19 protein-coding genes and 1 pseudogene are annotated in these 24,486 nt (G+C 71.7%); 12 read left to right on the top strand and 8 right to left on the bottom strand.

The features are described 5' to 3' along the window. Positions 1 to 19: 19 nt before the first annotated feature. From ABZO29_RS30690 to ABZO29_RS30675, 4 genes and pseudogenes are all read right to left on the bottom strand, one after another. Positions 20 to 1,678 (bottom strand): RHS repeat-associated core domain-containing protein, encoded by a 1,659-nt coding sequence (locus tag ABZO29_RS30690; protein WP_367323409.1) that lies wholly within the window; start codon positions 1,676 to 1,678, stop codon positions 20 to 22. Positions 1,679 to 1,977: 299 nt separating this feature from the next. Further along, positions 1,978 to 2,229, bottom strand: a complete 252-nt coding sequence (locus ABZO29_RS30685) for a hypothetical protein (protein WP_367323408.1) — start codon at positions 2,227 to 2,229, stop codon at positions 1,978 to 1,980. A 234-nt stretch (positions 2,230 to 2,463) separates the two neighbouring features. Further along, positions 2,464 to 3,978, bottom strand: a complete 1,515-nt coding sequence (locus tag ABZO29_RS30680; RefSeq protein ID WP_367323407.1) for an alpha-N-arabinofuranosidase — start codon at positions 3,976 to 3,978, stop codon at positions 2,464 to 2,466. A gap of 170 nt (positions 3,979 to 4,148) precedes the next feature. After that, positions 4,149 to 4,376 (bottom strand): annotated as a pseudogene (locus ABZO29_RS30675) (sugar transporter); the annotation flags it as partial. 421 nt (positions 4,377 to 4,797) lie between these two features. Between ABZO29_RS30675 and ABZO29_RS30670 the strand changes: the two are divergent. The 6 genes from ABZO29_RS30670 to ABZO29_RS30645 are packed head-to-tail and all read left to right on the top strand — an operon-like array spanning position 4,798 to position 11,098. Then, positions 4,798 to 5,391 carry a toxin-antitoxin system, toxin component family protein gene (locus ABZO29_RS30670; RefSeq protein ID WP_367323406.1) on the top strand — a complete coding sequence of 198 codons (594 nt, stop codon included), beginning with the start codon at positions 4,798 to 4,800 and terminating at the stop codon, positions 5,389 to 5,391. Positions 5,392 to 5,420: 29 nt separating this feature from the next. Further along, on the top strand, positions 5,421 to 6,755 hold the full coding sequence (locus ABZO29_RS30665; RefSeq protein ID WP_367326295.1) for an MAB_1171c family putative transporter: 1,335 nt from the start codon (positions 5,421 to 5,423) through the stop codon (positions 6,753 to 6,755). 38 nt (positions 6,756 to 6,793) lie between these two features. After that, a complete protein-coding gene (locus ABZO29_RS30660) occupies positions 6,794 to 7,315 on the top strand; it encodes a toxin (protein WP_367323405.1) in 522 nt (173 codons plus the stop codon). Beyond that, positions 7,312 to 8,508, top strand: coding sequence for an MAB_1171c family putative transporter (locus ABZO29_RS30655; RefSeq protein WP_367323404.1), 1,197 nt, complete (start codon positions 7,312 to 7,314; stop codon positions 8,506 to 8,508). Before ABZO29_RS30660 ends, ABZO29_RS30655 begins: the two co-directional genes overlap by 4 nt. Next, a complete protein-coding gene (locus ABZO29_RS30650; protein WP_367323403.1) occupies positions 8,505 to 9,686 on the top strand; it encodes an MAB_1171c family putative transporter in 1,182 nt (393 codons plus the stop codon). The genes ABZO29_RS30655 and ABZO29_RS30650 overlap by 4 nt, the downstream gene beginning before the upstream one ends. 14 nt (positions 9,687 to 9,700) lie before the next feature. Continuing rightward, positions 9,701 to 11,098 (top strand): NAD(P)/FAD-dependent oxidoreductase, encoded by a 1,398-nt coding sequence (locus ABZO29_RS30645; protein ID WP_367323402.1) that lies wholly within the window; start codon positions 9,701 to 9,703, stop codon positions 11,096 to 11,098. 335 nt (positions 11,099 to 11,433) lie between these two features. Here ABZO29_RS30645 and ABZO29_RS30640 read toward each other — a convergent pair whose 3' ends face one another. The 4 genes from ABZO29_RS30640 to ABZO29_RS30625 all read right to left on the bottom strand — a co-directional run bounded on the left by ABZO29_RS30640 (position 11,434) and on the right by ABZO29_RS30625 (position 14,641). Then, positions 11,434 to 12,282 (bottom strand): SMP-30/gluconolactonase/LRE family protein, encoded by an 849-nt coding sequence (locus ABZO29_RS30640; protein ID WP_367323401.1) that lies wholly within the window; start codon positions 12,280 to 12,282, stop codon positions 11,434 to 11,436. Further along, the gene (locus tag ABZO29_RS30635) at positions 12,279 to 13,052 is read right to left on the bottom strand and encodes an IclR family transcriptional regulator (protein WP_367323400.1); all 774 of its coding nucleotides are present in this window, start codon (positions 13,050 to 13,052) and stop codon (positions 12,279 to 12,281) included. Before ABZO29_RS30635 ends, ABZO29_RS30640 begins: the two co-directional genes overlap by 4 nt. A gap of 155 nt (positions 13,053 to 13,207) precedes the next feature. Next, positions 13,208 to 14,449, bottom strand: coding sequence for a PucR family transcriptional regulator (locus ABZO29_RS30630; RefSeq protein ID WP_367323399.1), 1,242 nt, complete (start codon positions 14,447 to 14,449; stop codon positions 13,208 to 13,210). 39 nt (positions 14,450 to 14,488) lie between these two features. Next, positions 14,489 to 14,641: a hypothetical protein gene (locus tag ABZO29_RS30625; RefSeq protein WP_367323398.1), complete on the bottom strand. Its 153-nt coding sequence runs from the start codon at positions 14,639 to 14,641 to the stop codon at positions 14,489 to 14,491. Between the two features lie 173 nt (positions 14,642 to 14,814). On the opposite strand from ABZO29_RS30625, the gene ABZO29_RS30620 reads away from it, so the two are divergent. The 6 genes from ABZO29_RS30620 (at position 14,815) to ABZO29_RS30595 (ending at position 24,478) form a co-directional block, all read left to right on the top strand. Next, positions 14,815 to 15,801: a DUF3068 domain-containing protein gene (locus tag ABZO29_RS30620; RefSeq protein ID WP_367323397.1), complete on the top strand. Its 987-nt coding sequence runs from the start codon at positions 14,815 to 14,817 to the stop codon at positions 15,799 to 15,801. A 194-nt stretch (positions 15,802 to 15,995) separates the two neighbouring features. Beyond that, the gene (locus ABZO29_RS30615) at positions 15,996 to 17,147 is read left to right on the top strand and encodes a glycosyltransferase family 4 protein (RefSeq protein WP_367323396.1); all 1,152 of its coding nucleotides are present in this window, start codon (positions 15,996 to 15,998) and stop codon (positions 17,145 to 17,147) included. Continuing rightward, positions 17,144 to 17,884, top strand: a complete 741-nt coding sequence (locus tag ABZO29_RS30610) for a class I SAM-dependent methyltransferase (protein WP_367323395.1) — start codon at positions 17,144 to 17,146, stop codon at positions 17,882 to 17,884. Before ABZO29_RS30615 ends, ABZO29_RS30610 begins: the two co-directional genes overlap by 4 nt. After that, complete coding sequence (locus ABZO29_RS30605) at positions 17,881 to 22,245, top strand: alpha-(1->3)-arabinofuranosyltransferase family protein (protein WP_367323394.1); 4,365 nt, start codon at positions 17,881 to 17,883, stop codon at positions 22,243 to 22,245. The genes ABZO29_RS30610 and ABZO29_RS30605 overlap by 4 nt, the downstream gene beginning before the upstream one ends. Next, positions 22,242 to 23,735 carry a condensation protein gene (locus tag ABZO29_RS30600; protein WP_367323393.1) on the top strand — a complete coding sequence of 498 codons (1,494 nt, stop codon included), beginning with the start codon at positions 22,242 to 22,244 and terminating at the stop codon, positions 23,733 to 23,735. The genes ABZO29_RS30605 and ABZO29_RS30600 overlap by 4 nt, the downstream gene beginning before the upstream one ends. Next, positions 23,732 to 24,478: a class I SAM-dependent methyltransferase gene (locus tag ABZO29_RS30595; RefSeq protein WP_367323392.1), complete on the top strand. Its 747-nt coding sequence runs from the start codon at positions 23,732 to 23,734 to the stop codon at positions 24,476 to 24,478. The genes ABZO29_RS30600 and ABZO29_RS30595 overlap by 4 nt, the downstream gene beginning before the upstream one ends. The last annotated feature ends 8 nt before the right edge of the window (positions 24,479 to 24,486 follow it).

Here is a 24,486-nt window from a genome sequence, read left to right as displayed (position 1 = left end):
GCTTACTCCACGTTCTGCCTCATGGACGGCTGATATTGCATATTCCATACTGGCCTCGCATGACGGAGCCTGTCACATGCTCCGTCGTGTACGTGCTGGGATCGCCGTCGACGCCCCCATAGTAGAATCCGGTCGGCTGATAGCCCACTCGGTACTTCTGCGAATAACGCCCGACCTTCGAGTTGACGTCGCCGTCCTGCTGATGCCAGCAGTAGGGGCTCTGCGCTCCCGACCAGTTGGTGTCTGGGAGGTGTCCCGCCACCTTGCCGTTGTACTGATAAGGCGTGCCAGCTACCTCTCGTTTGTGCTTACCCTTGATCTTCTCCGCGATGCGCTCCAATGTGTCGATGGCGCCGTCTGGGCCAACAACGAGCTCGTTTTTCGGCGAGACCCGTCCCTTGGGGGACCAGTAGTTGGGAATCGCGTTCAAGGCGGCAATGTGGTCCTTCAGTTCGTCGATCTGATCCTGGGTCGCTCCTGCGGGGGCGCGGAAGCAGACGATGCCGGACATGCCTCGGCCGGCGACCGTCTGTCCTAGGTGCTCAGTGCAGTTCTCCTGGTCCTCATCGTCCTCCGTCCTCCGCCCGTCATCCCGGGAGGAGTCCGCCTCGTAGGCCGCCTCCGGGTCGAGGGCGTTTTGGAGGTCGACGACGATACCCAACATGGCGTCCTGGTCCACCACCACAGCCCGGTCCAGTGTGCGTTGCTGGATGCGCGCGACATCCACCCGCGGCCTCGGGGCCGGCCTGGTGGGTGCTGAAGTGGGGCTCTTGCCGCGATTGGGGTTCTGCGGGGTCGAGGGCTTGGGCGGACGCGTCGTGCCGGTGCGTGGGGTGCCAGTGCCACGGGTGCTTCGGGGGCCGCGGTACGTGGTGGAGGTCGAGCACCGGTAGGTGCATCCACGACCACTGGCTCCCCTTCCGCGGGTGGAGCTCGCCTTCGACGTTGTCGTGTATCGCCTTTCAAGACGCCGCAGCTCTGCGATGTTCCTGCGGCTCTGAGCGCGGTTGATGGTCCGGTTACCCGTGCTCATTGTGGTGCGCGGGCGTGTCTTGGTGCTCGAACTCCGGGAACCTCGGTAGCTGCTCTTCGGGGCGATGTCGTACCCGCCACGGCCGGTTCTGGGTGCCCGATAGCTGTTGCCTGCGATCCGTGAGCTATAGGGGCTGCCACCACCGCACGCGCACACGTGCCCCGTCGGATCCGTCCCGTTCACCGGGTCCTCGTTGGCGTAGCTGTAGCGGTTGGCCTGCCCCGACGGGCTGGGGTCGAGCTGCCAGGTGTCCCGGGAGGCGAAGGAGCCGGTTCCCGGCTGGTACCAGCGGGCGGCCATGTTCACGTCGCCGCTCGCAGGGTCCGTCCAGCCGGACTGGTAGCCCACGGCCGGAGTCGTGCCGTTGGTCGCCGTTTCCTTGCCGAAGGGGTCGTAGGCGGTCGAGCCGGTGACCTGGGTGGCGTCGGCATTGAGGGCGGCGACCAGGTCGGTGTGCTGGTCGGTGACGGCCAGTTGCTTGGTGGTACCGGTGGAGAGGGAGAGGAGATCTCCTTCCGGGGTGCGGTTGTAGGCGGTGGTGCCGTCGCCCGCGAGGTTGTTGGAGCCTCCGTTGTAGGTGAACGTGGTCGTTCCACAGGTCTGGACGAAGGCAACAGCAACCACGAACAGGCGCGCCGGTCGCACAGATCCCCCCACGGAATTGATCAAAAGTAGGGAAGTTCTAAGCGGCTACCCAAAGAATCCACAAGACGTTCACATGGTTTCGCAAAGTGAAGTGATGATGATCACACGTCAATTGCCAACGAAGTAGAACGACTTGGGCTGGCGCGCGTCTCAGACCCGTCGGGTCCTCCGTCGCGGCGGCTGGCGACGATTCCGCTGTGGCACAGGTCGCCGAGGATCCGTTCCAGGAACCTGTGCGGACGTCCTGCACGGAGGCGATGGCCTCCGCCTTCACCGGGTCGCCGCCGGGGCGGAGCAGGTCAGGCGGCCTTGTCGAAGTCCGCCGGTACGTCCTCGTCGGTCTCGTGCCGGCCGAGGCGCTGGGTGCGTTTCTCCCAGGCGCGCAGGGCCGCCCAGAGGAGCGCCCAGGCGGGGACCAGGTACCACGGCACCGGCCAGGCGGCCTGCCACCAGTCGGCGTCCGGCGAGAAGACGGCTTCCACCGCCGCGCCGAGCATGGCGGCGGCCAGAGTCCAGCACAGCAGGCGTCCCGCCGCACCAGGACCGATCATTTGAGGGACCCCCCGTAAGAAGGGGCGACTGCCGCGGAGTTGCGGCTTCACTCGCCCCGCCGGGTCAGGGTGACTCCTGTGCAGGCTGCACACAATGGGGAAGTAGACGATTTTTCAACTACTTGAGAGATCGGAAACCTTTTCGAGATATCGCCCTTTGTTCGACCCACCGTCCAAGATGCGATCGGCTTGCCACCTCATCAGGCGGCAAGCCGATCGTGACGCGCACGTTCCCTACGCGAGTCTGATCACGTTCCAGGACAGCGGCTCCAGTACGGCCGTGAGGGTGCCGTCCTGGAGTGTCGTGCCCTCGACCGTGTGCGGGGTGACCCGCTCGGGGTCGGTGAGGGTGTTCCTCGCGTCCGGGTCGGCGTCCGCGAGTGCGGTGTGCTCGACGACAGTCGTTGTGCTCAGGCCGGTCAGGGCCACTTCGAGCGGGAGCGGTTCGGTGCGGCTCCGGTTGACTGCGAAGACGGTGACCGTGCCGTCGGCGGCGCGGACCGCCGTCGCGTGCAGGAGGTCCGCCTCGCCGTACTTCTTCGTCCCGTACTTCGGTGAGTCCACGCGTACGTCCAGTACCTCGCCGCGGCCGTACTTCGACGCCTGGGCGAAGGGGAAGAACGTCGTCTGCCGCCAGGCCGGGCCACCCGGCTCGGTCAGGATCGGCGCGATGACGTTCACGAGCTGGGCGAGGCAGGCCACCGTGACCCGGTCGGCGTGCCGGAGCAGGGCGATGAGCAGCGAGCCGAAGACGACCGCGTCCGTGACGCTGTAGTTGTCCTCCAGCAAGCGCGGCGCCTCGGGCCAGTCCCGCGGGTCGGAGGTTCGGGCGTGCTCCTCCCACTCCGGCAGGTACCAGACGTTCCACTCGTCGAAGGAGAGATTGATCTTCTTCTGGGACTTCACCTTCGCGCCCACGTGGTCGCAGGTGGCCACCACGTTCTCGATGAAGGACTCCATGTCGACCGCGGACGCGAGGAAGGAGTCGACGTCGCCGTCGGTCGGCCAGTAGTAGGCGTGCAGGGATATGTAGTCGACGAGGTCGTACGTCTCCGCCAGAACCGTCGCCTCCCACTCGGCGAAGGTCGGCATGGACTGGCTGGAGGAACCGCAGGCGACCAGTTCGACGGTCGGGTCGATCTGGCGCATCGCCCGGGCCGTCTCGGCTGCGATACGGCCGTACTCCTCCGCCGTCTTGTGGCCGGTCTGCCACGGCCCGTCCATCTCGTTGCCCAGGCACCAGAGGCGGATGTCGAAGGGGTCCTTGTCGCCGTGGGTGACACGCAGGTCCGAAAGGGTCGTACCGGAGGGGTGGTTGGCGTATTCCTGGAGTTCGAGGGCCTCCGCCACCCCGCGCGTGCCCAGGTTGATCGCCATCATGGGCTCCGCCTGGGGGCCGATCTTCCGGAGGAACGCGATGTATTCGGAGAGCCCGAAGCGGTTGGTCTCCGTCGAGCGCCAGGCGAGGTCCAGGCGGCGCGGGCGCTCCTCGGCGGGGCCGACCGAGTCCTCCCACTTGTAGCCGGAGACGAAGTTGCCGCCGGGGTAGCGGATGGCCGTCACGCCGAGTTCGCGGACCAGGTCCAGGACGTCAGTGCGCAGGCCTTCGGCGTCGGCCGTGGGGTGGTCGGGTTCGAAGATGCCGGTGTAGACGCAGCGGCCGAGGTGTTCGACGAAGGATCCGAAGAGACGGGGGTTGATTTCGCCGATGGTGAAGGCGGGGTCGAGGGTGAAGCGGGCGGTGCGCATGGGTGTCCTTACAGGCGTTGGAACAGCTGGCCGAGTACTGAGTCGTAGCGTGCTTGAGCGAGCAGGGGTGAGCGCGGGGTCTCCGAGCCGTACGGGTGGGGCCTGGCCGGCGGGCTGCCTGCCCGGTGGGAGTGCGGCTCCCGGTCTGGTGCGGCGGGGAACGGCAGTTCTTCCTTGACCGCGATGTCCGGGTGTCCCTTGCGGAAGGCGTCCACCATCGCGACCTGGTTGGTGCCGTCGCCGCCCTGGAAGAGGTTCCAGTAACGGACGCGGGTGCGTGCGCCCGGGGCGAGGGCGTCGGCGCCCGTGCCGAGGGCCGCGAAGCCGAAGCTGCCCGCGATCGTCAATCCGCCTGCGGTGGCCAGAAGTTGCCTGCGAGTGAGGCCGGGTCGTCCCATTCCCTGCCCTTTACTTCCAAGGTGTGTCGTGCCCTGTTGCCGAGGAGGGTTCGATATATCGGATATCGCTCGTAACTTCGAACGGGACCGTAGATTCAATGTGCACCCAACGTCAATGGGTCGGACATGACTTTGGATAGCGCTTTCTGCGCGGCCTGCGGGCACCCTTCCCACCGGAAGGGGTCGGCAAGCAGTCATGGGCCGGTCACGAGCCAGTCGTGGAGTGCGGGGAAGCAGCCGTGGAGTGCTCGGGATGCACTCGTGGAGTGCTCGGGAAGCACTCGTGGAGCAGTCGTGAAGTGGTCGTTCCTGGTTGAACAAACGGCCGACGGATCGCCTGACGGGGACACTTCCGGGCGCGTAACCTCGGACGAGCTGCCAAGCCGCCGAGCGGCCGACAGGCCCCAGGGAAGGGGGAGCGATGGACATCGCGGGCGCGCGGCAGAGGGCGGCCCGGATCGCGGCGAGGCTGTGGTGCCCGGCGCGCGGGGACGCCCGCCGGCTGGTCGCCGAGCTCGCCGCCGCGCTGCGCGCGAGACCCCGTCACCCGGCCGATGCGCGCGAGTTGTGCCACGCGCTGTGCGAGGAGATGAGCGTGCGCCGGGACGGCCGGCCCGTCGAGCTGCGTTTCGAGCGGTTCCCCGACGAGCTCGACGTCACCGGTCTGTGGATCGAGTTCCAGGACTTCGACCTCGTCATCGTCGAGGAGCGCGCCGAGGCGGTGCAGCAACTGGTCATTCTCGGACACGAGTTGTGGCATCTGCACGCCGGGCACCGCCATCGCCCCCGTCGTCCTCCGGCCGCTGCGGCTGCTGTGCGCGCCGCGTTCGCCGCCGGCCCCGACGGGCGGGACGGCGCCCTGACGGTGGCCGCTCGCGACGGTTCCCGCGCAGCCGACGAGGCCGAGGCGGACGACTTCGGCCACCGCCTGGCCACCGCGCTGCGGCCCCGCCCCGGCGCCCCCGCCCTCGCCGGTCCCCTCCACCGCCGCGTAACCGGAGGAACGGCCCCGTGACCCAGTCCCTCACCGTACGGCCCGAGTTCCTGGCGCTGGACCTGCGTGTCCTGAGCGAGACCTCGGTCTCGTTCTGGATCCCGACCGCCGTCCTGACCGCCGCCCTCGCCATCAAGCTGCCCACGATCATCCGGCTGTGGAAGGACCCGCTGCTGCGTGCCGTCGGCGGGCTGCTGCTGCTCGCCTGCGCCGTGTTCGTGTTCGTGACACCGTCGACGATCGCGTGGACCAACCGGGTCACGGGCGTGCCGAACATCTCGGCGCCCTGGGTGTACTCGCTGCTCACCGCGTTCTGCGGCTCCTGTCTGCTGCTGATCATCGCCTGGCGCAACGGCCTGTCCGACCGCTCGGCCGCGACCCGGCGGGCGACGCGCTGGGTCGTCTCCGTCTACTCGGGTGTGATCGTGGCGCTGTGGGTGCTGTTCGCCCTCGCGGACGCCCCCGTGGAGCGGCAGCGGGACCTGGACACGTACTACGCCAACACTCCGTACATGCGCGAGATGATCCTGCTCTACCTGCTCGCGCACACCCTGGCCACGCTCATCACCTCGCGGCTGATCTGGAACTGGGTGCGCACGGACGGGCTCGACGCCTGGCTGCGCTGGGGGCTGAAGTTCCTGGGTATCGGCTACGCGACCCAGCTGGCCTTCGACGCCGCCAAACTCACCGCCGTGGCGGCCCGTTGGACCGGGTACGACCTGGACTGGCTGAGCACCGACGCGGCGCCGCCCGTGGCCTGTCTGTCCGCCGTCCTGATCGCGGTCGGCTTCATCCTGCCGCACGCCGGGCAGTACCTGCACGACCGCCGGCGGGTGCGGCTCGCCCACCACGAACTGCGGCCGCTGTACGTACTGATGCGGTCCGTCAACGGCGACGGCGTCCCCTTTCTGCTGCGGGCCGCCCCCGAACTGCGCCTGACCCGCCGCGAGACCTTCATCCGCGACGTACTGCTCCCACTGGCCCGGCACATCGACGAGGGCCTGCGGGCGCGGTCGTACGACGCCGCCCTCGGCCTCGGCTTCACGCCTGAGCGGGCGAAGGCGCTCGCGGCCGCGGTGGCGATCCTGGACGCCGTCCACGCCGGTGACCGGGCGCCGCGGCGCGAGGCGGCCGACGACCCCGACACCACTGACCTGCTCCAGGAGATCGCGGCGGTGTCGCGGGCGCTGCGCCACCCCGACGCGGTCGACGCGGTGCGAGCGAGCGCGGGTGCCGCGACGGGAACGCACGGGCCGGTGGCGGCGAACGGTCCGTCACCGAAGGCCGATCCGTCACCGAAGGCCGATCCGTCGCGGACGGCCGACCGGACGGGGACGACCGACCGGGCGGGAGCGGAGGGTCCGGTCCTTCCGCACCGGAGGTGAGGTGGCTGAAAAAGCACATGGCCTGGCATATTTCAGCGATGCGCAGGAAGAAGGAGATGCGCCGGCTCGCCGACGCGCTCATCGATCCCCTACGGGTGACGGTCCCCGCGGAACCCGAGGACCTCTTCGACGCGCTCGTGGCGTCCGTCGGCGTGTGGCGGGGCCGCGAGGTCAGGGTGCACCGGAAGGTCTTCCCGCCGCACACCGCCAGCGGACTCTGGCTGGAACGTGACACGCACGACGACGTCGTCATAGACAAGCGTGCCGCGCTGTGGCACCAGATCGTGATCTTCTGCCACGAGGTGTGGCACATGCACCGGCAGGAGACGAGCACGCCTGCCGAGGCGGCCGGCGAGCCCACCGCCGCGCGCACCGACTTCAGCCTGGCCGACGAGCAGGAGGCCGACCGGTTCGGCATGCTCATGGCCCAGCGGCTGCGCCCGTGGCTGGAGGCCCCGGCGGACCAGGGGTTCGCGGCCGGGCAGGCGCCCGGCGAAGGCGCCCGGGATCTGGCCGGGCGCATCGGAGCCGCCCTCAACCACCGCGGGACACGAGGATGAGCAGCTTGATCAACTACATCAGCTGCGGCCTGCTCTGGCTGGGCCTGCTGGTGAAGGCCCCGGACCTGACACGCCACCGCGGCGACCCCTACCTGCGTGCCATCTGCGCCGTCCTCGGCCTGGCCGGCATCTGCTTCTTCCTCGGCGCTCCGCCGACCGTCGGAGCCATCAACCACCTCAGCGGCATGCCCAACCTGGCCGCACCTCTGACGTACGCGTCGATCACCGCGTACAGCGCCGCCTCCCAGGTACTGATCGTCTACTGGCGGGGCGGGCCCGACGTCCATCGCACCAGCCGCCGCTGGATCGTGGCCTACGCGTCAGTCCTCCTGGGCATCGCGGCGATGTTCGCGCTGGGCGACGCGCCCGTCGAACGCCGCACCGACTTCGACACCTACTACGCGACGACGCCGTTCGTCGCCGAGATGATCGTGCTGTACCTGTCGGGGCATCTCGCCGCCGCCGGCGTCACCACCGTGTCGTCCCTGCGCTGGGCCCGCCAGGTGGACGGCTGGCTGCGGGCGGGCCTGATCACGCTGGGGATCGGAACGCTGTGCAACGCCGGCTACAGCGTGACCAAGCTCGCCGCCGTGATCGCCCGCTGGTGCGGACGCGACTGGTCGGGGCTCAGTACGACGGTCTCGCCCGCGGCCGCCGGCCTGGCCGCCGTCCTGACGGTCACCGGCATCCTGATCCCGCTGGCCGGACCCCGGCTGACGGAGCGGCAGCGATCCCGGCGGACGTACGCGCGTCTCGAACCGCTGGAGCGCGAGCTGGACGAACTCCTCACCCGCCGCTCGCTGCGCCTGCCGCGCCCGCGCTGGGCCTCCCCCACCACCCGGCTGGTGTGGCGCCGGACGAGCATCCACAACGCGCTCGGCCATCTGGACGCGTTCTTCGACCGGGGCCTGTACGAGCGGACCCTCGCGGCCGCGCTGCGGGAGACGGGCGACCCGGAACGGGCCGAGGCCACCGCCTGGGCAGCCGTCATCGCCGCGGCCGTCGTGGAGGAACGCGGCCGCGACCGGTCCGTGCTGCCCGCCGACGAGGGCGAGTGGGTCCAGCACCGGGCACCCGGACCGGACGCCCTCGTACGCGTCGCCGACGCCCTGGCCACGTCCCCGCTCGTCGCCGCCGCCCGCGTCAGCGGCGGCACGACCACGACGGGCACGGAATGGAGTTCCCGGGCATGAGTCTCGTCGTGTCTCTGGCGGGCGCGGTCCTGAGTCTGTCCTGCCTGGCGCTGCTGCGCGGACCCCGGCCGCGTACGGCCGTAGGGAACCCGCGGACCGTGTCCACCTGCGTCGCGATCGCCCTCGGCACCCTCGCCCTCCTCTCATCGGCCCCGCCGGCCCTGTCCGCCGTCGGCGCCCTCACGGGCGTCCCGAACTCCGGGGCGCCGCTCGCCCACGGCCTGCTCTCCGCGTACAGCTGCTCGCTGCTCGTCCTGCTGGTCGACTTGCGCGGCGGTTCCCGTGCGCTGGTGCGGCGCAGGACGCTGTGCAGCGTGGCCGCGTACGGCGTGCTGATCGTCGCGATCGTCGTGCTGTTCGCGTCGGCTGAGGCGGACACCGAGCGGCTCTCCGACCTCGACACGTACTACGCGAACACGCCGTACATGCGCGAGATGATCGTGCTCTGCCTGCTGGGGCACAGCGCGGCCATGCTGGTGCTGTGCGCGGTGTGCGTGAAGTGGGACCGCGAGGTGACCGGTTTGCTCAGGGCGGGCCTACGGCTGGTCCTGCTGGGGGCGGTGCTCGACGTGGTGGGCTTCCAGCTCGCCAAGTACACGGCTCTGGTGGCGCGTTGGGCGGGACATGACCTGGACTTCCTGTCCACCACGGTGGCCCCGCCCATGGCCTCGCTCGGTGTGCTGCTCTGTGCGGCGGGCTTCGTGCTGCCCAGGGTGCTGCCCGCGGCCGTCGCCCACTGGCGCAGCATCGACGATCACCGCAGGCTGGGTCCGTTGTGGTCGGAGATACGGTTCGCCTCCACCGCCCCCAAGCCGCCCAGCTCCCTCTGGCTGCTCCCCCTGGCGCGCCTGCACTGGCGTGAAGTGTCCATCCACGACGCGCTGTTGGCGCTGGCTCCCTATTTCGACGACCGTGTCCGCGCACGCGCCCTGGACGCCGCCCGCGACGAGGGCCGTTCCGAGCACGAGGCCCGGGTGGTGGCCGAGGCGGCGATGGTCGCCGACGCCGCGCGCCGGGCCGCCGCCCGCGAGGAGCCGCTGGACGCGCCGAGCATGTACCGCCTCTACGCCACGGAGGTCTCCGGCCCCGGCGGGCTGGTGCAGTTGGCGCAGGCGCTGACGCGATCGCCCCTCGTCAGCGCGGTACGCGAAGGTACGGTGAGGGCCACCCACAGTTGAACACGAGGAGCCCCATGACGCGTAGAGCTGTCGTCATCGGTGCCGGTCTGGCCGGCATGCTGGCCGCGGCCGCGCTGTCCGCCGGAGGCGCGGACGAAGTGGTCGTACTGGACCGCGACGATCTGCCCGACGGGCCCGAACCCCGCAAGGGGCTCCCGCAGGGGCGGCACGCCCATGTCCTGCTGGCCGGAGGCGCGGACGCCATGGAGGAGCTCGTGCCGGCCGTGAGCCTGCGCGAGCGGTTGCTCGCCGCGGGGGCACACGACCTGTCCCTCGGCCGGGACATGGTGGCGCTGACCCCGGAGGGCTGGTTCCGGCGCTGGAACCACGAGGGGCCGCGGATGATCGCCTGCAGCCGGGCGCTGCTCGACTGGACGGTACGGGCCGCGGTGCTGGCCCACACGCCGGTCGAGATCCGCAAGGCTCAGGTGCTGGAACTCGTGGGTGGCGCCGGGCGCGTGACCGGTGTGCGTCTCTCAACCGCCGGCGGTGAGGCGGCACTTGACGCCGACTTCGTGGTGGACGCGAGCGGGCGGGGCTCGCGGGTGGTGCGGTGGCTGGGCGGGCTCGGTGTCACCGGGATCCGTGAACGGACCGTCGACAGCGGGCTGGTCAACGCCACGCGCCTCTACCGCGCCCCGGAGGGTGCCGGGCGGTTCCCCATGACGGTCGTGCACGCCGATCCGTACGCGGGCCGGCCGGGTCGCAGCGGGATGGTCCTGCCCATCGAGGGCGGCCGCTGGATGGTCAGCCTCGGCGGCACGCGCGGTGGGGAGCCGCCTAGCGATCCGGACGGCTTCCTGCGGTACGCCCTCGATCTGGCGCACCCCGTCGTCGGCCGGCTCATATCCGGCGCGGAGCCGCTGACCGGCGTACACGTCAGCCGCAGTACGCACAACTCCCGGCGCTATCTGGAGAAGGTGCGTGACTGGCCCGAAGGGTTCGTCGTCCTCGGTGATGCGCTGGCCACCTTCAATCCGACGTACGGGCAGGGCATGTCGGTGGCGGCGCTGGGCGCGCAGGTCCTGGGCCGCGAGGTGCGGGCCGGCGGGGTGGCCTCTGCGGGGCTCGCCCGGCGGGTGCAGCGGGGGGCGGCGCGGTGGGTGGAGGCGGCGTGGGCGACGGCTGTGGGGCAGGACGTCTGGTACCCGCAGACGCGGGGGGCGAAGCCGAAGGTCTCCGACCGTCTCGTCACGCGGTTCTCGCGCCGCCTGATGAAGGCGGCGACGGGTTCGTATCCGGCGGCGGCGGCGCTGTGGGACGTGTCGAGTCTGCGGGCGGGGGCGGGGCGGTTGCTGCGTCCCGGGACACTGCTGGCGGTACTGAACGGGCCGTCGCTGCCGGCGTTGGAGGGGCCGCCGTTGACTGTGGAGGAGGGGGAGATTGTGCGGGGGGTGTCTCGGCGGGGGTAGGGGTGGCGGCCGGCGTTGGTGCTGCGCGAGGTGGGCCGCGCAACCCGGCGCCAACGGGGTGCCGCGAGGGCCTGCGGCCCGCCAAGCCGGAACAACAGGCACCCGGCGTTGGCGCCGGCGCGAGGTAGGCCGCGCAACCCGGCGCCAACGGGGTGCCGCGAGGGCCTGCGGCCCGCCAAGCCGGAACAACAGGCACCCGGCGTTGGCGCCGGCGCGAGGTAGGCCGCGCAACCCGGCGCCAACGGGGGTGCCGCCCGCGCCCACCCGTGCCGCCCCAGGCGGCACGCATGCCCGCGGGCCGACGGCAACCGTGCCGCACCGCCACCGGCGACGCCCTAGCCCTCGAACGCCGGCTGTGCCAACCCCTTCCCCGCCCCCGGTACCACCAGCAGCGACCCCGCCACCGGATGCGGAGCCTCCAGGCCCACGCGAGCCGTCGTGATGTACAGGTCCGTCAAGTCGGACCCCCCGAAAGCGCACGCAGTGACCCTCGGCGTCGGCAGTTCGAGCACGCGGTCCAGCGTGCCGTCCGGCGTGTAGCGCCGCACCGCCGCGCCGTCCCACAGCGCAACCCACACGCACCCGTCCGCATCGACCGTCAGCCCGTCGGGAAAGCCCGCACCCTCCTCGATCTCGACCAGCGGCCGCCGGTTCGTCACCCGGCCGTCCTCGTGGTCGAAGACGTCCACCCGGCCCGTCGGCGAGTCGACGTAGTACATGAGGCGGCCGTCCGGGCTCCAGCCCGTCCCGTTGCTCACGGCCACGTCGCCGAGGACCACCTCGACGGAGCCGTCACCGGTGATCCGGGACAGCGTGCCGCCGCCCGCCGCCTCGTCGTAGCGCATGGTGCCCGCCCAGAGGGAGCCGTCGGGGGCGACGGCGGCGTCGTTGGCCCGGCGGCCCGGCACCGGCTCGTGGTGGAGCCAGCGGAACGTCTCGTCCGCGTCCAGCACACCCACCCCGTCGCGCAGGTTCAGCACGAGCCCGCCGCCCGCGCGCGGCTTGACGGCGCCGACGTGCTGGTCGGTCGTGCGGACCGTACGCCGCCCGGAGCCGGGGTCGTACGTGTTGATACGGGAGCCCAGGATGTCTATCCAGATCAGCCGCCCGGCCTGCGCGTCCCACGTCGGTCCCTCGCCGAGGGTCGCCTCGGCCCGTACCGCCACCTCGTACGTGTAGCTCACCCCACGCTCCGGTAGCCGAGGTTCTCCGACAGCTCGACCGCGCCCTTGACGGCGAGCTGCTCCAGCTCACCGCGGCGCTCCTCGCTCCAGCGGATCATGGGCACGGAGATCGACAACGCGGCGACGACCTGCCCGGTGCGGTCGCGTACCGGGGCCGCCACGCAGGAGACGTCGGGGTTCGACTCGCGGTTCTCCACCGCGATGCCGCGCTGCCGGATCGCCGCAAGGGTCTCGCGCAGAGCGGCCGGGTCGGTAATGCTGTTCGGAGTCATCCGAACGAGGTCGGCGTCGTCGGGGATCCGGGCGGCGAGCTCTTGCTCGGGAAGGGAGGCAAGCAGCATCTTGCCGACGGAGGTGCAGTGGGCGGGCAGACGACGCCCGGCCGCGGACACCATCCGGACGGCGTGCGTGGAGTCCACCTTGGCGATGTAGATCACGTCGGTGCCCTCGAGGATCGCCACGTGCACGGTCTCGTCGCAGGTCTCGGCGACGGACCGGGCAACCTGCTGACCCTCGGCGGCGAGGTCGAGCTGCTCGGCGTAGCGGCTGCCGAGCTGGTACGGGCGGACACCGAGCCGGTAGCGTCCTGGCTGTCCGGGCACCGGGGCGATGTACGACCGGGCGGCGAGCGTGGTGACCAGCTCGTGGACGGTCGTGCGCGGCAGCTGGAGCTTGCGCACGATGTCCGGAGCGGAGAGCGTCCCGTCCCCGTCGAGGAAGAGCTCGAGGATGTCGAGAGCCCTGGTCACAGCAGGTACGAGGCGTCCCACGTCCGGCCCCCTCCCTTTGGTGTCTGTGTGGCGATCGTTCGATATTTCAACAGTCGATCGGAATGACGAACACAGGCTACTCAAACTGTGTTTGTCCGGGCAATGGGCGTGCGCCGACCACCTCCGAACCTGCCGATCGCGCCCGAACCCGGCCTTCAGTCCCCGGCCCGCGTTTCGCCCAGCGTCCCCCTCAGCCGCTGGGCCCGCAGGACAAGCTCCAGCTCGAAACGCCGGTCCGGATCGTCGATCTCGTCGCCCCACAGTTCACGGATCTGACGGAGACGGTAACGGACGGTCTGGGGATGGACACCGAGCCGAGCCGCCACCTCCGGCGCCCCACCCCGCGTCTCCAGCCACGCCAGTAACGTTTCCGCAAGCCGTCGCCCATGCGTGGGCCCGCACTGCGCCAAGGGGGCCAGGCACCTCAGGGCCAGGTCGTCGATCAGCTCCTCCGGCTGCAGCAGGACCAGCGCCTCCGTGTGCTCGGTGCAGTGCAGAACCTCCCCGGCCGGCAGCAGCCGCCGTTCCATGAGGTGTACGGCGGCCTCGGCCCAGCGCAGCGACTTCGACGCGTCGGCCAGCGGCACCGGCGGGCCGATCGCGCCGGCCCAGCCGGCCAGCGCCCGGTGCAGCAGCTCGGGCCGGCCCCCCGCGTCGGGCTCGGGCACGACCATGCGCGGCTGCTCGCACTCCATGTCGAGCAGCACCCCCTGCCCCACCGCGGGCGCCATCGCCTCCCGCGCCGGACGCAGCAGCACCCCCACCGCGACCTTCTCGGGCAGGGGCCAGCCGACCCGCGCGGCCCGTTCCGCGAGCGCGTCGGCCGGGTCGCCCCGGTGGCGCTCGGCGAGCAGCAGCTCCATCAGGCGGCGCTGCAGGCGCAGGCGCTCGCCGGCCTGCCGTGCGGCGGCCTCCGCGTAGCCGCGCACCGACTGGTCGACCAGGCCGTCGAGGTACTCGTAGCCCGCGTCGACCAGCTCGTACATCGCCGGCGGCGGGATCTCCACCCGCTGTCCGATCTCGGCGAAACGGCGCCAGGCCAGCCGTACGCCCATCCGGTAGATGGCCTGCAGGGAATCCAGGCTGCGGCCGTTGAGGCCCTCGCCGCGCCCGAACTCCTGGAAGACCCCGGGCGGCACCGTCGGGCGGCCCTCCGCCGTCTCCAGGTGCTGGACGAAGACCTCGATGGCGCGGCGGATGCCGACCAGGGCCATCGGCTCACCGTTCTCGTCGAGGACGACCGGCAGGTGGGGGTATTCGCGGCGGATCTCGCGCAGGATCTCCTCGGCGAGCTCGGGCGCCTCGGCCATGGCGATCGCGGCGAACCGGCGCACCTGGAGTCGGGGCACCTCGTGCCAGGCCGAGCGGGTGGTGACGGGTGCCGGTCGAGCTGCCACTCTTCGGTTCGCCTCCGGCGCGCTACGGCCGGGCACGGGTCAACCCCCCTCCCCCGCTTGCTCGTATGTGATCAGCGGGGTGTTCGGCTGGTCGGGCGTCGCCTCGAGCAGTGCGACGACGCCGAGTGCGGCGCCCGCGGCGAGGGCGGCGGCGGCCGCCATGGTCAGTGCGGCGGCGAGCAGTCTGGACATCGCAGGGTCAGCCTCTCTGTCCGGAGGTCGTCCCACCCCGGTGCCCCACCCCTGCCTGTCGGCCCAGTGTCGACAAGCATTGACAGCCCGTCAAGGGGCGCCTACGGTTCCCGGCCCATAGGGGTGGGACGACTCGCACGCGCACTGTTCCTTCTCGGACCTGGAGTGCCCGGATGCGCCGTACTGCCTCGCCCTTCTCCCTGATCCTGCTGGGTCTCGGCACGTTTCTGCTGGTACTCGCGCCCCTGCTGGCCTGGTACGTCAGCCCACGCGCCGCCGTGAACCCCATCGACATCGACACCACCGCCGTCTATCGCGGCACGGGCAGCGTCTTCGACACCGAGAAGATCGAGACCGTGCCGGACCAGCGCATCACCGTCACCCAGCGGGTGCGGGGCAACGTGGCGGACAGTGAGCGCAGCGGCAACGCCGTCTGGGACGTGACGACCACGGTGGACACCGACAAGTCGCTGCCTGCGGCCGATCCGCACGACGCGCTGGACTTCGTCCCGCACCGCTGGGTCATGAACCGGAAGACGACCAAGCCGGTGCACTGCTGCAAGGAGACGCCGTACATCGAGGGCGAGGCCTACCTGAAGTTCCCGTTCGACGTGCAGAAGCGCTCCTACAGCTGGTGGGACAACTCCCTCGGCTCGACGGTCACGTTGCGCTACCAGGGCACCAAGAAGGTGCAGGGGTACACGGGATACCGGTTCACCGGCACTGTTGCGCCGGCGAAGGTCGGCACCCGGCTGGTCCCGGGCGCCATCGTCGACCAGCCGAACCGGCCGCAGGTACTGGCCGAGGAGTGGTACTCCAACCACGGCCTCGAGCTGATCGTGGACCAGCGCACCGGCCGGGTGATCTACGCGCAGACCGGCCCGAAGCGGACGCTGCGGGCGCCGGGCGCGAAGACGGACGCGGTGGTGCTGCTGGACAGCCGCAAGATCGCCTTCACCACCGAGACGCAGAAGGAGGCAGTGCGGCAGGCGAAGAAGGACAGCGGTCAACTGCGCATGGTGAGCGAGACGCTGCCGGTCGGGGCGGCTGTGGCCGGATTCGTACTCGCGGTGGTGGGTGGCGTTTTGGTGGCGCGTGGGCGGAAGCAGCCCAATGGCGACGAAACATCCGAGACGCCCCCGGTTCCGCTCACGATTTGACGATACGTCAGATCTAATAACCGCCGAAATTGTCACCTCGGTGAGTAGCCGTGGCGAACGGCTGGGCGAAAACTGTCCAACCCCACCCCAGCACAGCCCGTCCACACCCCCCACCCACGTAGAGCTCAGACCCCGCACAGAAACGACCCCTGCCCCACGCTGAGTTCCGCACCCCGAGACGAGTTGGAGCACCCATGCCCCAGCACGTGCCGTCCCAGCTGCGCGCCGCGTATCCCCGGGCGTCGCAGCACCCTTCGGCGCTCCCCCCACAACCGCGCCGAATCGTTTTCCTCGCCCACCGTGACCTCGGCAATCCCCACGCCGGCGGCTCCGAGCTGCTCGTCGACCGGCTCGCCGACGGACTGACCCGGCTCGGTCACCAGGTGACCCTGCTGTGCGGCGGACCGGCTGCCTACCGCGACTACCGTGTGGTGTCGGCGGGCGGTGCCTACGGCCACTACCTGCGCGCCCGCTCGGCCTTCGACCGCCAGGTCGGCGAGACCGACCTGCTGGTCGAGGTGTGCAACGGCGTGCCGTACCTGGCGCCCCGTTGGCACCACGGCCCCACGCTGTGCCTGGTCAACCACGTCCACACGGACGTGTGGAAGATGCGGTTCGGCGGACCGCTCGCCCCGGCCGCCCGGATCGGCCGAAGACTCGAACACTGGGCGCTGACCACGGCGCAGCACCGGAGTCTGCTGGTCGCCGTGTCCCCCTCGACGGCACATGCCCTGCGCGCCATCGGCGTCGAGCGGGACCGCATCCGGGTCGTGCACAACGGGGTCGAGGAGCCGGGGCCGCGGGCCGAGCGCTCGCCGGAACCGCTGTTCGTGGCCGTGGGACGGCTCGTCGAGTACAAGCGGATCGACCTGCTGCTGCGGCTGTGGGAGCGGGTGCGCCCGGTCACCGGCGGCCGGCTGCTGATCGTCGGCGACGGGCCCGAGCGGGAACGGCTCGAGCAACTCGCCGGACCCGGCGTGGAGTTCACGGGCCATGTGTCCGAGGCGGAGAAGCACCGGCTGTTGTGCGCCGCCTGGCTGCTGGTGCACCCCTCCGCGATGGAGGGCTGGGGTCTGGTGGTGACGGAGGCGGCCGCACGCGAAACCCCGGCGATCGCCTTCGACGTACCCGGACTGCGGGACTCCGTACTCGACGGTGAAACCGGCGTCCTCGCGCACGGCGAGTCCTCCTTCGCGGCGGCCTGGTGCACGCTGGCCCTGTCCGGGCACCGACGTGAACTCATGGGCAAGGCGGCCCGCGATCACGCGGCGCGGTATCGCTGGCACCGCACGGTGCGACAGTTCCGGGTCGTGGCCGCCGAGGCGGTGAGGAGCTGGTCCCCATGACCGGGACCGGCCTCAGGGACCCCTCGATACGCCGTTCCCTCGCCCTCTTCCGTGCCTTCCGGCACGAGCAGGACGACCCCGGCGCCTGCTACTCCCTGCTCGCCCGGGACGCCGTCGACCAGGTCGAGGCGTACGACGGGCCGGTCGCCGGGCGGACCGTGGTGGACGTCGGCGGTGGCAGCGGGTACTTCACCGAGGAGTTCCGCAGCCGCGGCGCGCACGCCCATCTCTTCGAGCCGGACGTGCGGGAGCTGGGCGAGAAGCCCCCCGAGGGAACCGTGATCGCGGACGGCTATCTGCTGCCCCTGGCCGACGGGGTCGCCGACGTCACCTTCTCCTCCAACGTCCTCGAGCACGTGGCCGATCCGCAGACGTTCCTCAGCGAACTGGTGCGGGTGACCCGGCCCGGCGGGCTGATCTACGTGTCGTTCACCAACTGGCTGTCCCCGTGGGGCGGGCACGAGTGGGCCCCCTGGCACTACCTCGGGGCCGAGCGGGCCCGCGCCCGCTACCGCCGCCGTACCGGCCGGCCGGCCAAGCACACCCTCGGCGAGAACCTGTTCGCCGTGCACATCGGCGCCACCCTGCGGCAGGTGCGCGCTCGCGACGACGTCACGGTCGTCTCGGCGCGCTCCCGCTACTGGCCGTTCCTCGCGGAAGCCGTCGTACGAGCGCCCGGCATACGCGAGCTGGCCACCTGGAACCTCCTCCTCGTCCTCCGGCGGTGTCCCCCATGACGACCACGGTCCAGGCTCCTCCCCCGGCAGCCGTCCCCACCACCGCGGCCACCGCGGGCCCGCCGGACGGTCCGCGCTCGCGGCGCTGGCTGCTGGGGTTCTGGGCCGTGGTGCTCGTCCTGCTGCTCGCGGTGCACCCGGGACGGCAGACCTTCGACACCAAGCTCGGCGTCACGGTCGATCCGGGCCGGTTCCTCTCCGACCTGGGCCAGTTGTGGCACGACCAGGGGTCCTTCGGCGGGATCCAGGACCAGTACGTCGGCTATCTGTGGCCGATGCTGCCGTTCTACTGGCTGGCCGATCTCGTACGTCTGCCGGTGTGGCTGGCCGAACGGCTGTGGCTGTCACTGATCGTGTCGGTCGCCTTCTGGGGCGCGCTGCGGCTGACGGAGAGGCTGCGCGTCGGCAGCGGCGGCTCCCGGCTGCTCGCGGCCGTCGTGTACGCGCTGTGGCCGGTGTTCACCACCGTCGTCGGCTCCACCTCGGCGGCCGCGCTGCCCGGCGCCTTCCTGCCGTGGGTGCTGCTGCCGCTGACCGACGAGCGGTACACCGCCCGGGTCGCCGCCCTGCGCTCGGCACTGCTCGTGCCGTTCATGGGCGGCGTCAACGCGGCCGCGACACTCGCCTCCCTGCTCCCCGTCGGCCTGTACCTGCTCTCCCGCCCGCCCGGACCGCGGCAGCGCAGGCTGATCGCCTGGTGGGTGCCCGGAGTGATCGTGGCGACGGCCTGGTGGTGGATCCCGCTGCTGCTGCTGGGCGTGTACGGCGAGAACTTCCTGCCGTACGTCGAGACCGCGCGGACCACGACGGAGACCATGTCGGCGACGGAGTCCCTGCGCGGCGCAGGCAACTGGGTCGCCTACCTGCACTTCGGGGAGGCCTGGCTGCCCGCGGGCTGGACGGTTGCCTCCTCGGTGGTCGTGATCGTCTGCTCGGCACTGGCCGCCGGGCTGGGCCTTGCGGGGCTCGCCCGCCGTGACATGCCCGAACGGCGCTGGCTGGTGCTGACCGTGGTGTCGGTCTCCCTGGTCCTGCTCGCCGGGTACGGCGGCGCGTTCGGGGCGCCCTTCCACGGGGTCGTGCAGGACTGGCTGAACGGCTGGCTGGTGCCGTTCCGCAACATCTACAAGTTCCAGACGGGCCTCGCCCTGGCGCTGGTGCTGGGCCTGGCCCATCTGGTGGGCGTGGCCGCCGAGTCGCGCGGGGCCCGTCCCGTGCGCGGACGCCGGTACGCCCCGCTCGTCGCGGCGGTCCTCGTCCTGCCGGGGCTGATGTGGCCGTACCTGAACGGCTCGATCCTCAACCCGGGTTCCTTCCAGGAGATACCCAAGTACTGGAAGGCGACGGCGGATCGGCTCAAGGAGTACTCGCCGGACGCGCGCGCCCTGGTCGTCCCGGCCACCGCGCACGGCATCTACACCTGGGGCTCCCCCATCGACCAGCCCCTCGATGTGGTCGCCGACAGCCGCTGGGCGCAGCGGGACTACGTCCCGTTCGGCACGCCCGGCAACCGGCGCGCGATGGACGCGGTCGAGCAGGCGCTGATGAGTGGCGGCGAAGTACCCGGCCTGGCCGACTACTTGAGTCGTGCCGGCATCTACTACGTCGTCGTCCGGGGCGACCTCGACCCCGACCAGATCGGCTACGTGCCGACCACGACCGTGAAACGCACCCTGGAGCAGTCCGGCTACCGGCGTGTGTGGGGCTTCGGGCCGGTCATGACGGGCGGCCGGATCGCAAACGGCACCCCGCTGCAGGTGGAAGGCCTGTATCCGCGGGAGCGGGCCGTGGAGATCTACATGCCCCGGGACACCGCCGTGCCCCACCCCCGGCAGGCGGGACTGCTGCCGGTCGCGGACACTGCGGCCGTCTCCGGCGGCCCCGAGGCACTGCTCCCGCTCGCCTCCGGGCTGCGCGGCCGGGCGACGGTCCTCACCGGTGACAACCACCCCGGCCTCGGCACCCCGCCCCTGCAGATCGTCGGCGACGGACTGCGCCGCGCCGACACACGGTTCGGCCTGGTCAACGCCAACACGTCGTACACGTACACCGCCACCGAGCGCAACGCGCCGGACGCCACGCAGGACCCGGGCGAGAAGCCGCACCAGATCCTGCCGGCGAAGGGACTCGACCACCAGACGGTGGCGCAACTGCGGGGTGCCCGCTCGGTCACGGCGTCCTCGAGCGGCAACTGGCTGTTCCACCTGCCCCAGTTCGACCCGGTGAACGCCTTCGACGGCAACCCGGACACCGCCTGGACGGAGGGGTCGCCGGGTTCGGCGGACGGCCAGTGGCTGCGGATCGCGTTCACGGACGACGCGTACGACATGCCGTCGTCGTTCAAGGTCACCCCGCTGCCGCAGGAGAGCGTGCGGTCGGCGGCGACACGGGTGCGGGTGGAGACCGAGAAGGGGTCGCGGACCAGCTTCCTGCGCCCCGACGGAAGCGCGCAGACCGTCAAGGCACCTCCCGGCGGGACGAGTTGGATGAAGCTGACGATCGTCGACTCGGTGGCCCGCCGCTCCGGTCTGACCGGCGCGGGCTTCTCGGAGATCGCCCTGCCGGACGTTCAGGTGACGCGCCTGCTGCGGCTGCCCACGGACGCGGACGCCGCGGACACCGCCGCCTCGGTCGTCTCCCTGCACCGCACACCCGACCCGACGGGCCTCTCACCGACGGGCACCGAGGCCGGCCTGCACCGCGTCTTCTCCACTTCGGCCGCGGGGACGTACGAGGTGAAGGCGAGCGCGGTGCCGGTCGCGGGCGAGGCGCTCGACGAACTGCTGTACACGGTCGCGCCGGACCAGGCGACACGCGTCACCGCGACCGCGGACTCCACGGCGGACCTGGGCGCGAGCCTGTCCGCCCGCAACCTCACCGACGGCGACCTGACGACGGCGTGGCTCGCGGGCGACCGGCCCACGATCCATCTGCGCTGGCAGGGAAAGGTGGCGGTGGGTGAAGTGGTGCTGGCGCCGGCCGGGGGCCTGTCCACCCGGCCCACCGAGGTGGAGATCAGCTCCCCGGACGGGGCGGCGATCGCGGGCGTCGACGAGAACGGCGCGACCCGCTTCGACCCGATCACCACGGACTCCCTGGACATCACGATCACCAAGACGGCCCCGCTGACCCTGCACAACCCGGTCGCGGACGAGGACCTCCAACTGCCGGTGGGCCTCACGGAGGCGTACGTCCCGGCACTCGGCGAGCGCTACCGCACCCCGCAGCCCACCGGCGACCGGCCCTTCTCCCTGCCGTGCGGTCGGGGGCCGCTGCTGGCGGTGGACGGTGAGCTGTACCGGACGGCGGTGAAGGGGACCGTACGGGACCTGGTGGAGCGCCGGGCGGTTGAGGTGACGCTCTGCCAGGAGGGGCGTACGGATACCGAGTTGGACCTGTCGACCGGCGAGCACCGCGTCGAGTCGGGCGACGCCGGTCCGCTGGCGCTGACGGACGTGACACTGACGCACGGGACGGTTTCCCCGCCCGCGCAACCCGGTCGGGACCTGCGGATACGGGACTGGCTCGGCGACCGCCGAGAGGTGACGGTCGGCGCGGGCGCCGCCGTGTACCTGACGACGTACGAGAACCACAACGACGGCTGGCGGGCCACGCTCAACGGCAAGGAGCTGAGCCCGGTCCGGCTCGACGGCTGGCAGCAGGGCTGGCGGATCCCGGCCGGGGCGGGCGGCACGGTCAAGCTGTCGTACGAGCCGGCGACGACGTACGAGGCCGGGCTGATCGGCAGCGGGGTCGGACTCGCGCTGCTGCTGGGCCTGGCACTGTGGCGCCGGCGCGCGCCCAACCCCGACGAGCCGCAGCCGGTGCCGCCGCCGCCCGGGCTGTGGCTGGGGACGGTGGCGCTGACGCTGGTGGCCGCGGTGATCGCCGGATGGTTCGCGCTGCTGGTCCCTGCGCTGGCACTGCTGGCGTACCGACGGCACGCCCTGCTGGTGCCGCTGGCGTTCCTGGCCCTCGCGGGCGCGGGAATCGCGGCGGCCACGGGGGCCGGCGAGCCGGTGGCCGCGGGCGAGGGGGCCTTCGGACACACGGCCCAACTGCTGGCGCTGATCGGGTTGTTCGCGGGTCTGGTGAGCGTGCGGGAGAACGAGGGGCCGGACGGCCGCGACGGACCCGGCTCGACGGCGGTGATGCCGCCGGTCGGCGGGGCGGCTTCGGAGGCGCCGACGCAGCAGCTGCCGCGGCGGCGCCGGGGCGAGAGCGGGCCGGGCGCGGGATCCGGGGCAGAGGCCACGGTCCCGGGGCCGCGCCCCGAGTCCGGACCGACGGTCTCCGCCCGCGGCCCGGAACGGCCGCCGGGACCGTCCGAACCCGACACGGGGAGGGGCAGGACCTCATGACCTCAGCGGAGCACCCCGTACGGATTCCGTTCCCGACCGTGGACGAGGTGGCCCGGCACTGCGTCCAGGAGGAGGAACCGGAGACCGTCCACATCGAGGTCCACCTCCCCGGGCCGCTCGACCCGAACCGCCTCCGCAAGGCCTTCACGGAGGCGCTGCACCGCCATCCCCGCATCCTCATGCGCGAGGCGCCGGGACGGTGGTACCGGCGCCGCTACGAGTGGGAGCTGACGGCCGACCCGGATGTGGAGGTGGTGAGCTTCCCGCCGCCGGGGCGTGATGCGTTGCGGGACGCGCGGACGCGGGCGCTGACGCAGGTACCGCCGTTGTCCGTTTCGCCGCCGATTCGGTTGGAGGTGGTGGAGGGAGCGGCGGGGCCGGTGGAGGGGAGCGAGGCGAGCGATGCGGTCGACCTCGCCGTAGCTGCGGGCAGTCGTGCCGCCGGGGCGATGGGGGTCGCCCCGCTCGAGCGAAGCCGAGAGTGGGGGAGGGTGGGCGATGGGGGTCCCCCCGCTCGAGCGAAGCCGAGAGTGGGGGAGGCACCCCGCAAGCGCGGGCGAGCGCAGACACCCGCCAGCAGCAGCCCCGGTCACCGGAACAAAGGCACGGTTCTGTTCCTCACCATCAACCACACCGCCCTCGACGGCCCAGCCTGCCTCCGCGTCCTCGCCACCGCGGCGGAGCTGTACGGCGGCCGGGACAACTCCCCCACCGCACCCCCCGTACGCGCCCCCCAGCCCCCGCACGACGAGCAGATCCCCTCCAACTGGTCCCCGCCCGCCCGCGTGGCCCAGGGAACCCCCGAACCCTCCCCCGGCAACGGCATGCTCGTCACCGAACTCCCCCTCCCCCACCGCCCCAAGGGCTCCCCCTACACGGTCAACGACCAGCTCATGGTCACCACCGCCCTGACCCTCGCCCACTGGAACAGGGAACACGGCGCCGCCCCCCGCCCCCTCCGCATCACCATGCCCGTCGACGACCGGCCCCGCGACACCACCATGCCCATCGGCAACGGCACCCGCCTCGTCGAAGTCCCCTTCACCCCCGAGGAGTTGACCCACCCCCACCTGCCCGACCTGCTGCGCCGCACGGCGACCCGCACCCGCGCCCTGAAGTCCCTTCCCCGCCCCCCACTGGGCCACGGCGCCGCCCTTCTCACCGCCCCGGTCACCCCCGTCGCATGGCGCGCGGCCCTCACCCGCGGTCTGCGCAGAGCGGCGGCCCCCTGGACGTCGACGACCCTGCTCAGCAACATCGGCCGCATCCCGTACCCGCTGGACTTCGGCGCGGAGGCCGGCCGCGCGCACGCGGTGTGGTTCTCGGCGCCCGCCCGTGTGCCACGCGGCCTGACGGTCACCACCGCCTCCACCGCCGGCCGCCTCCACCTGGCCCTGCGCTGGTCGCGCGCCCTGCTCAGCCACGGCGACGGCGCCCACCTCCGCGACCTCTTCGAGCACTATCTGCACACCACGGAGGTGAGCGAATGACCACCACCGCGACCACCACGCCCGCACCCCCGAAGGACCTCCGCGACTTCTACGAGGACCCCGCCGTCCCGGTCGCCTCCGGCACCCCCCGCAGCCTCCGCCAGGCCCGTATGCTGGCCGCCGCCCTGGGCCCGGTCACCCGCACTCCCAGGACCGTCCTCGACATCGGCTGCGGCGACGGCACCGCGGCCGCCACGGCAGCCCCCCTCCTGCCCGGCCACCGCATCGTCGGCGTCGACTGGTCCCAGGACGCGCTCGCCCGCGCCCGAGCACGTCTGCCGTACGCCGTCCGCGGCGAACTCAGCGGCGCCGGGCTGCCGTTCAGGACGGGCTCCGCCGACGCCGTGCTGTTCAGCGAGGTCGTCGAGCACCTCGTCGACCCGGACGCCGCACTGGACGAGATCCGCCGGGTGCTGCGCCCGGGAGGCCATCTGATGCTCTCCACCCCCAACCTGGCCGCCTGGTACAACCGCGCCCTGCTGCTGGCGGGCGTCCAGCCGGTGTTCTCCGAGGTCAGCCTGCGGGCGATCCACGGCCGGCCGGGGCGGGAGGTCGTGGGGCATCTGCGGCTCTACACCGCCCGCGCGCTACGGGAGTTCGTCACCGCGGCCGGCTTCGAGGTCGTACGCCTCGAAGGGGCTCCCTTCCACGGCGTACCGCGTCCGCTGCGCCCGCTGGACCGGCTGGCCTGTGCCAGAGCGTCGTTGGCGTCGATCCTCCTTCTCCATGCCCGAAGGACGTAGGCCATGTG

Origin of the sequence: Streptomyces sp. HUAS ZL42 (assembly GCF_040782645.1) — a bacterium.
In the GTDB taxonomy this organism is placed as follows: Bacteria; Actinomycetota; Actinomycetes; order Streptomycetales; family Streptomycetaceae; genus Streptomyces.
This window is presented reverse-complemented; position numbering and strand designations above follow the sequence as displayed.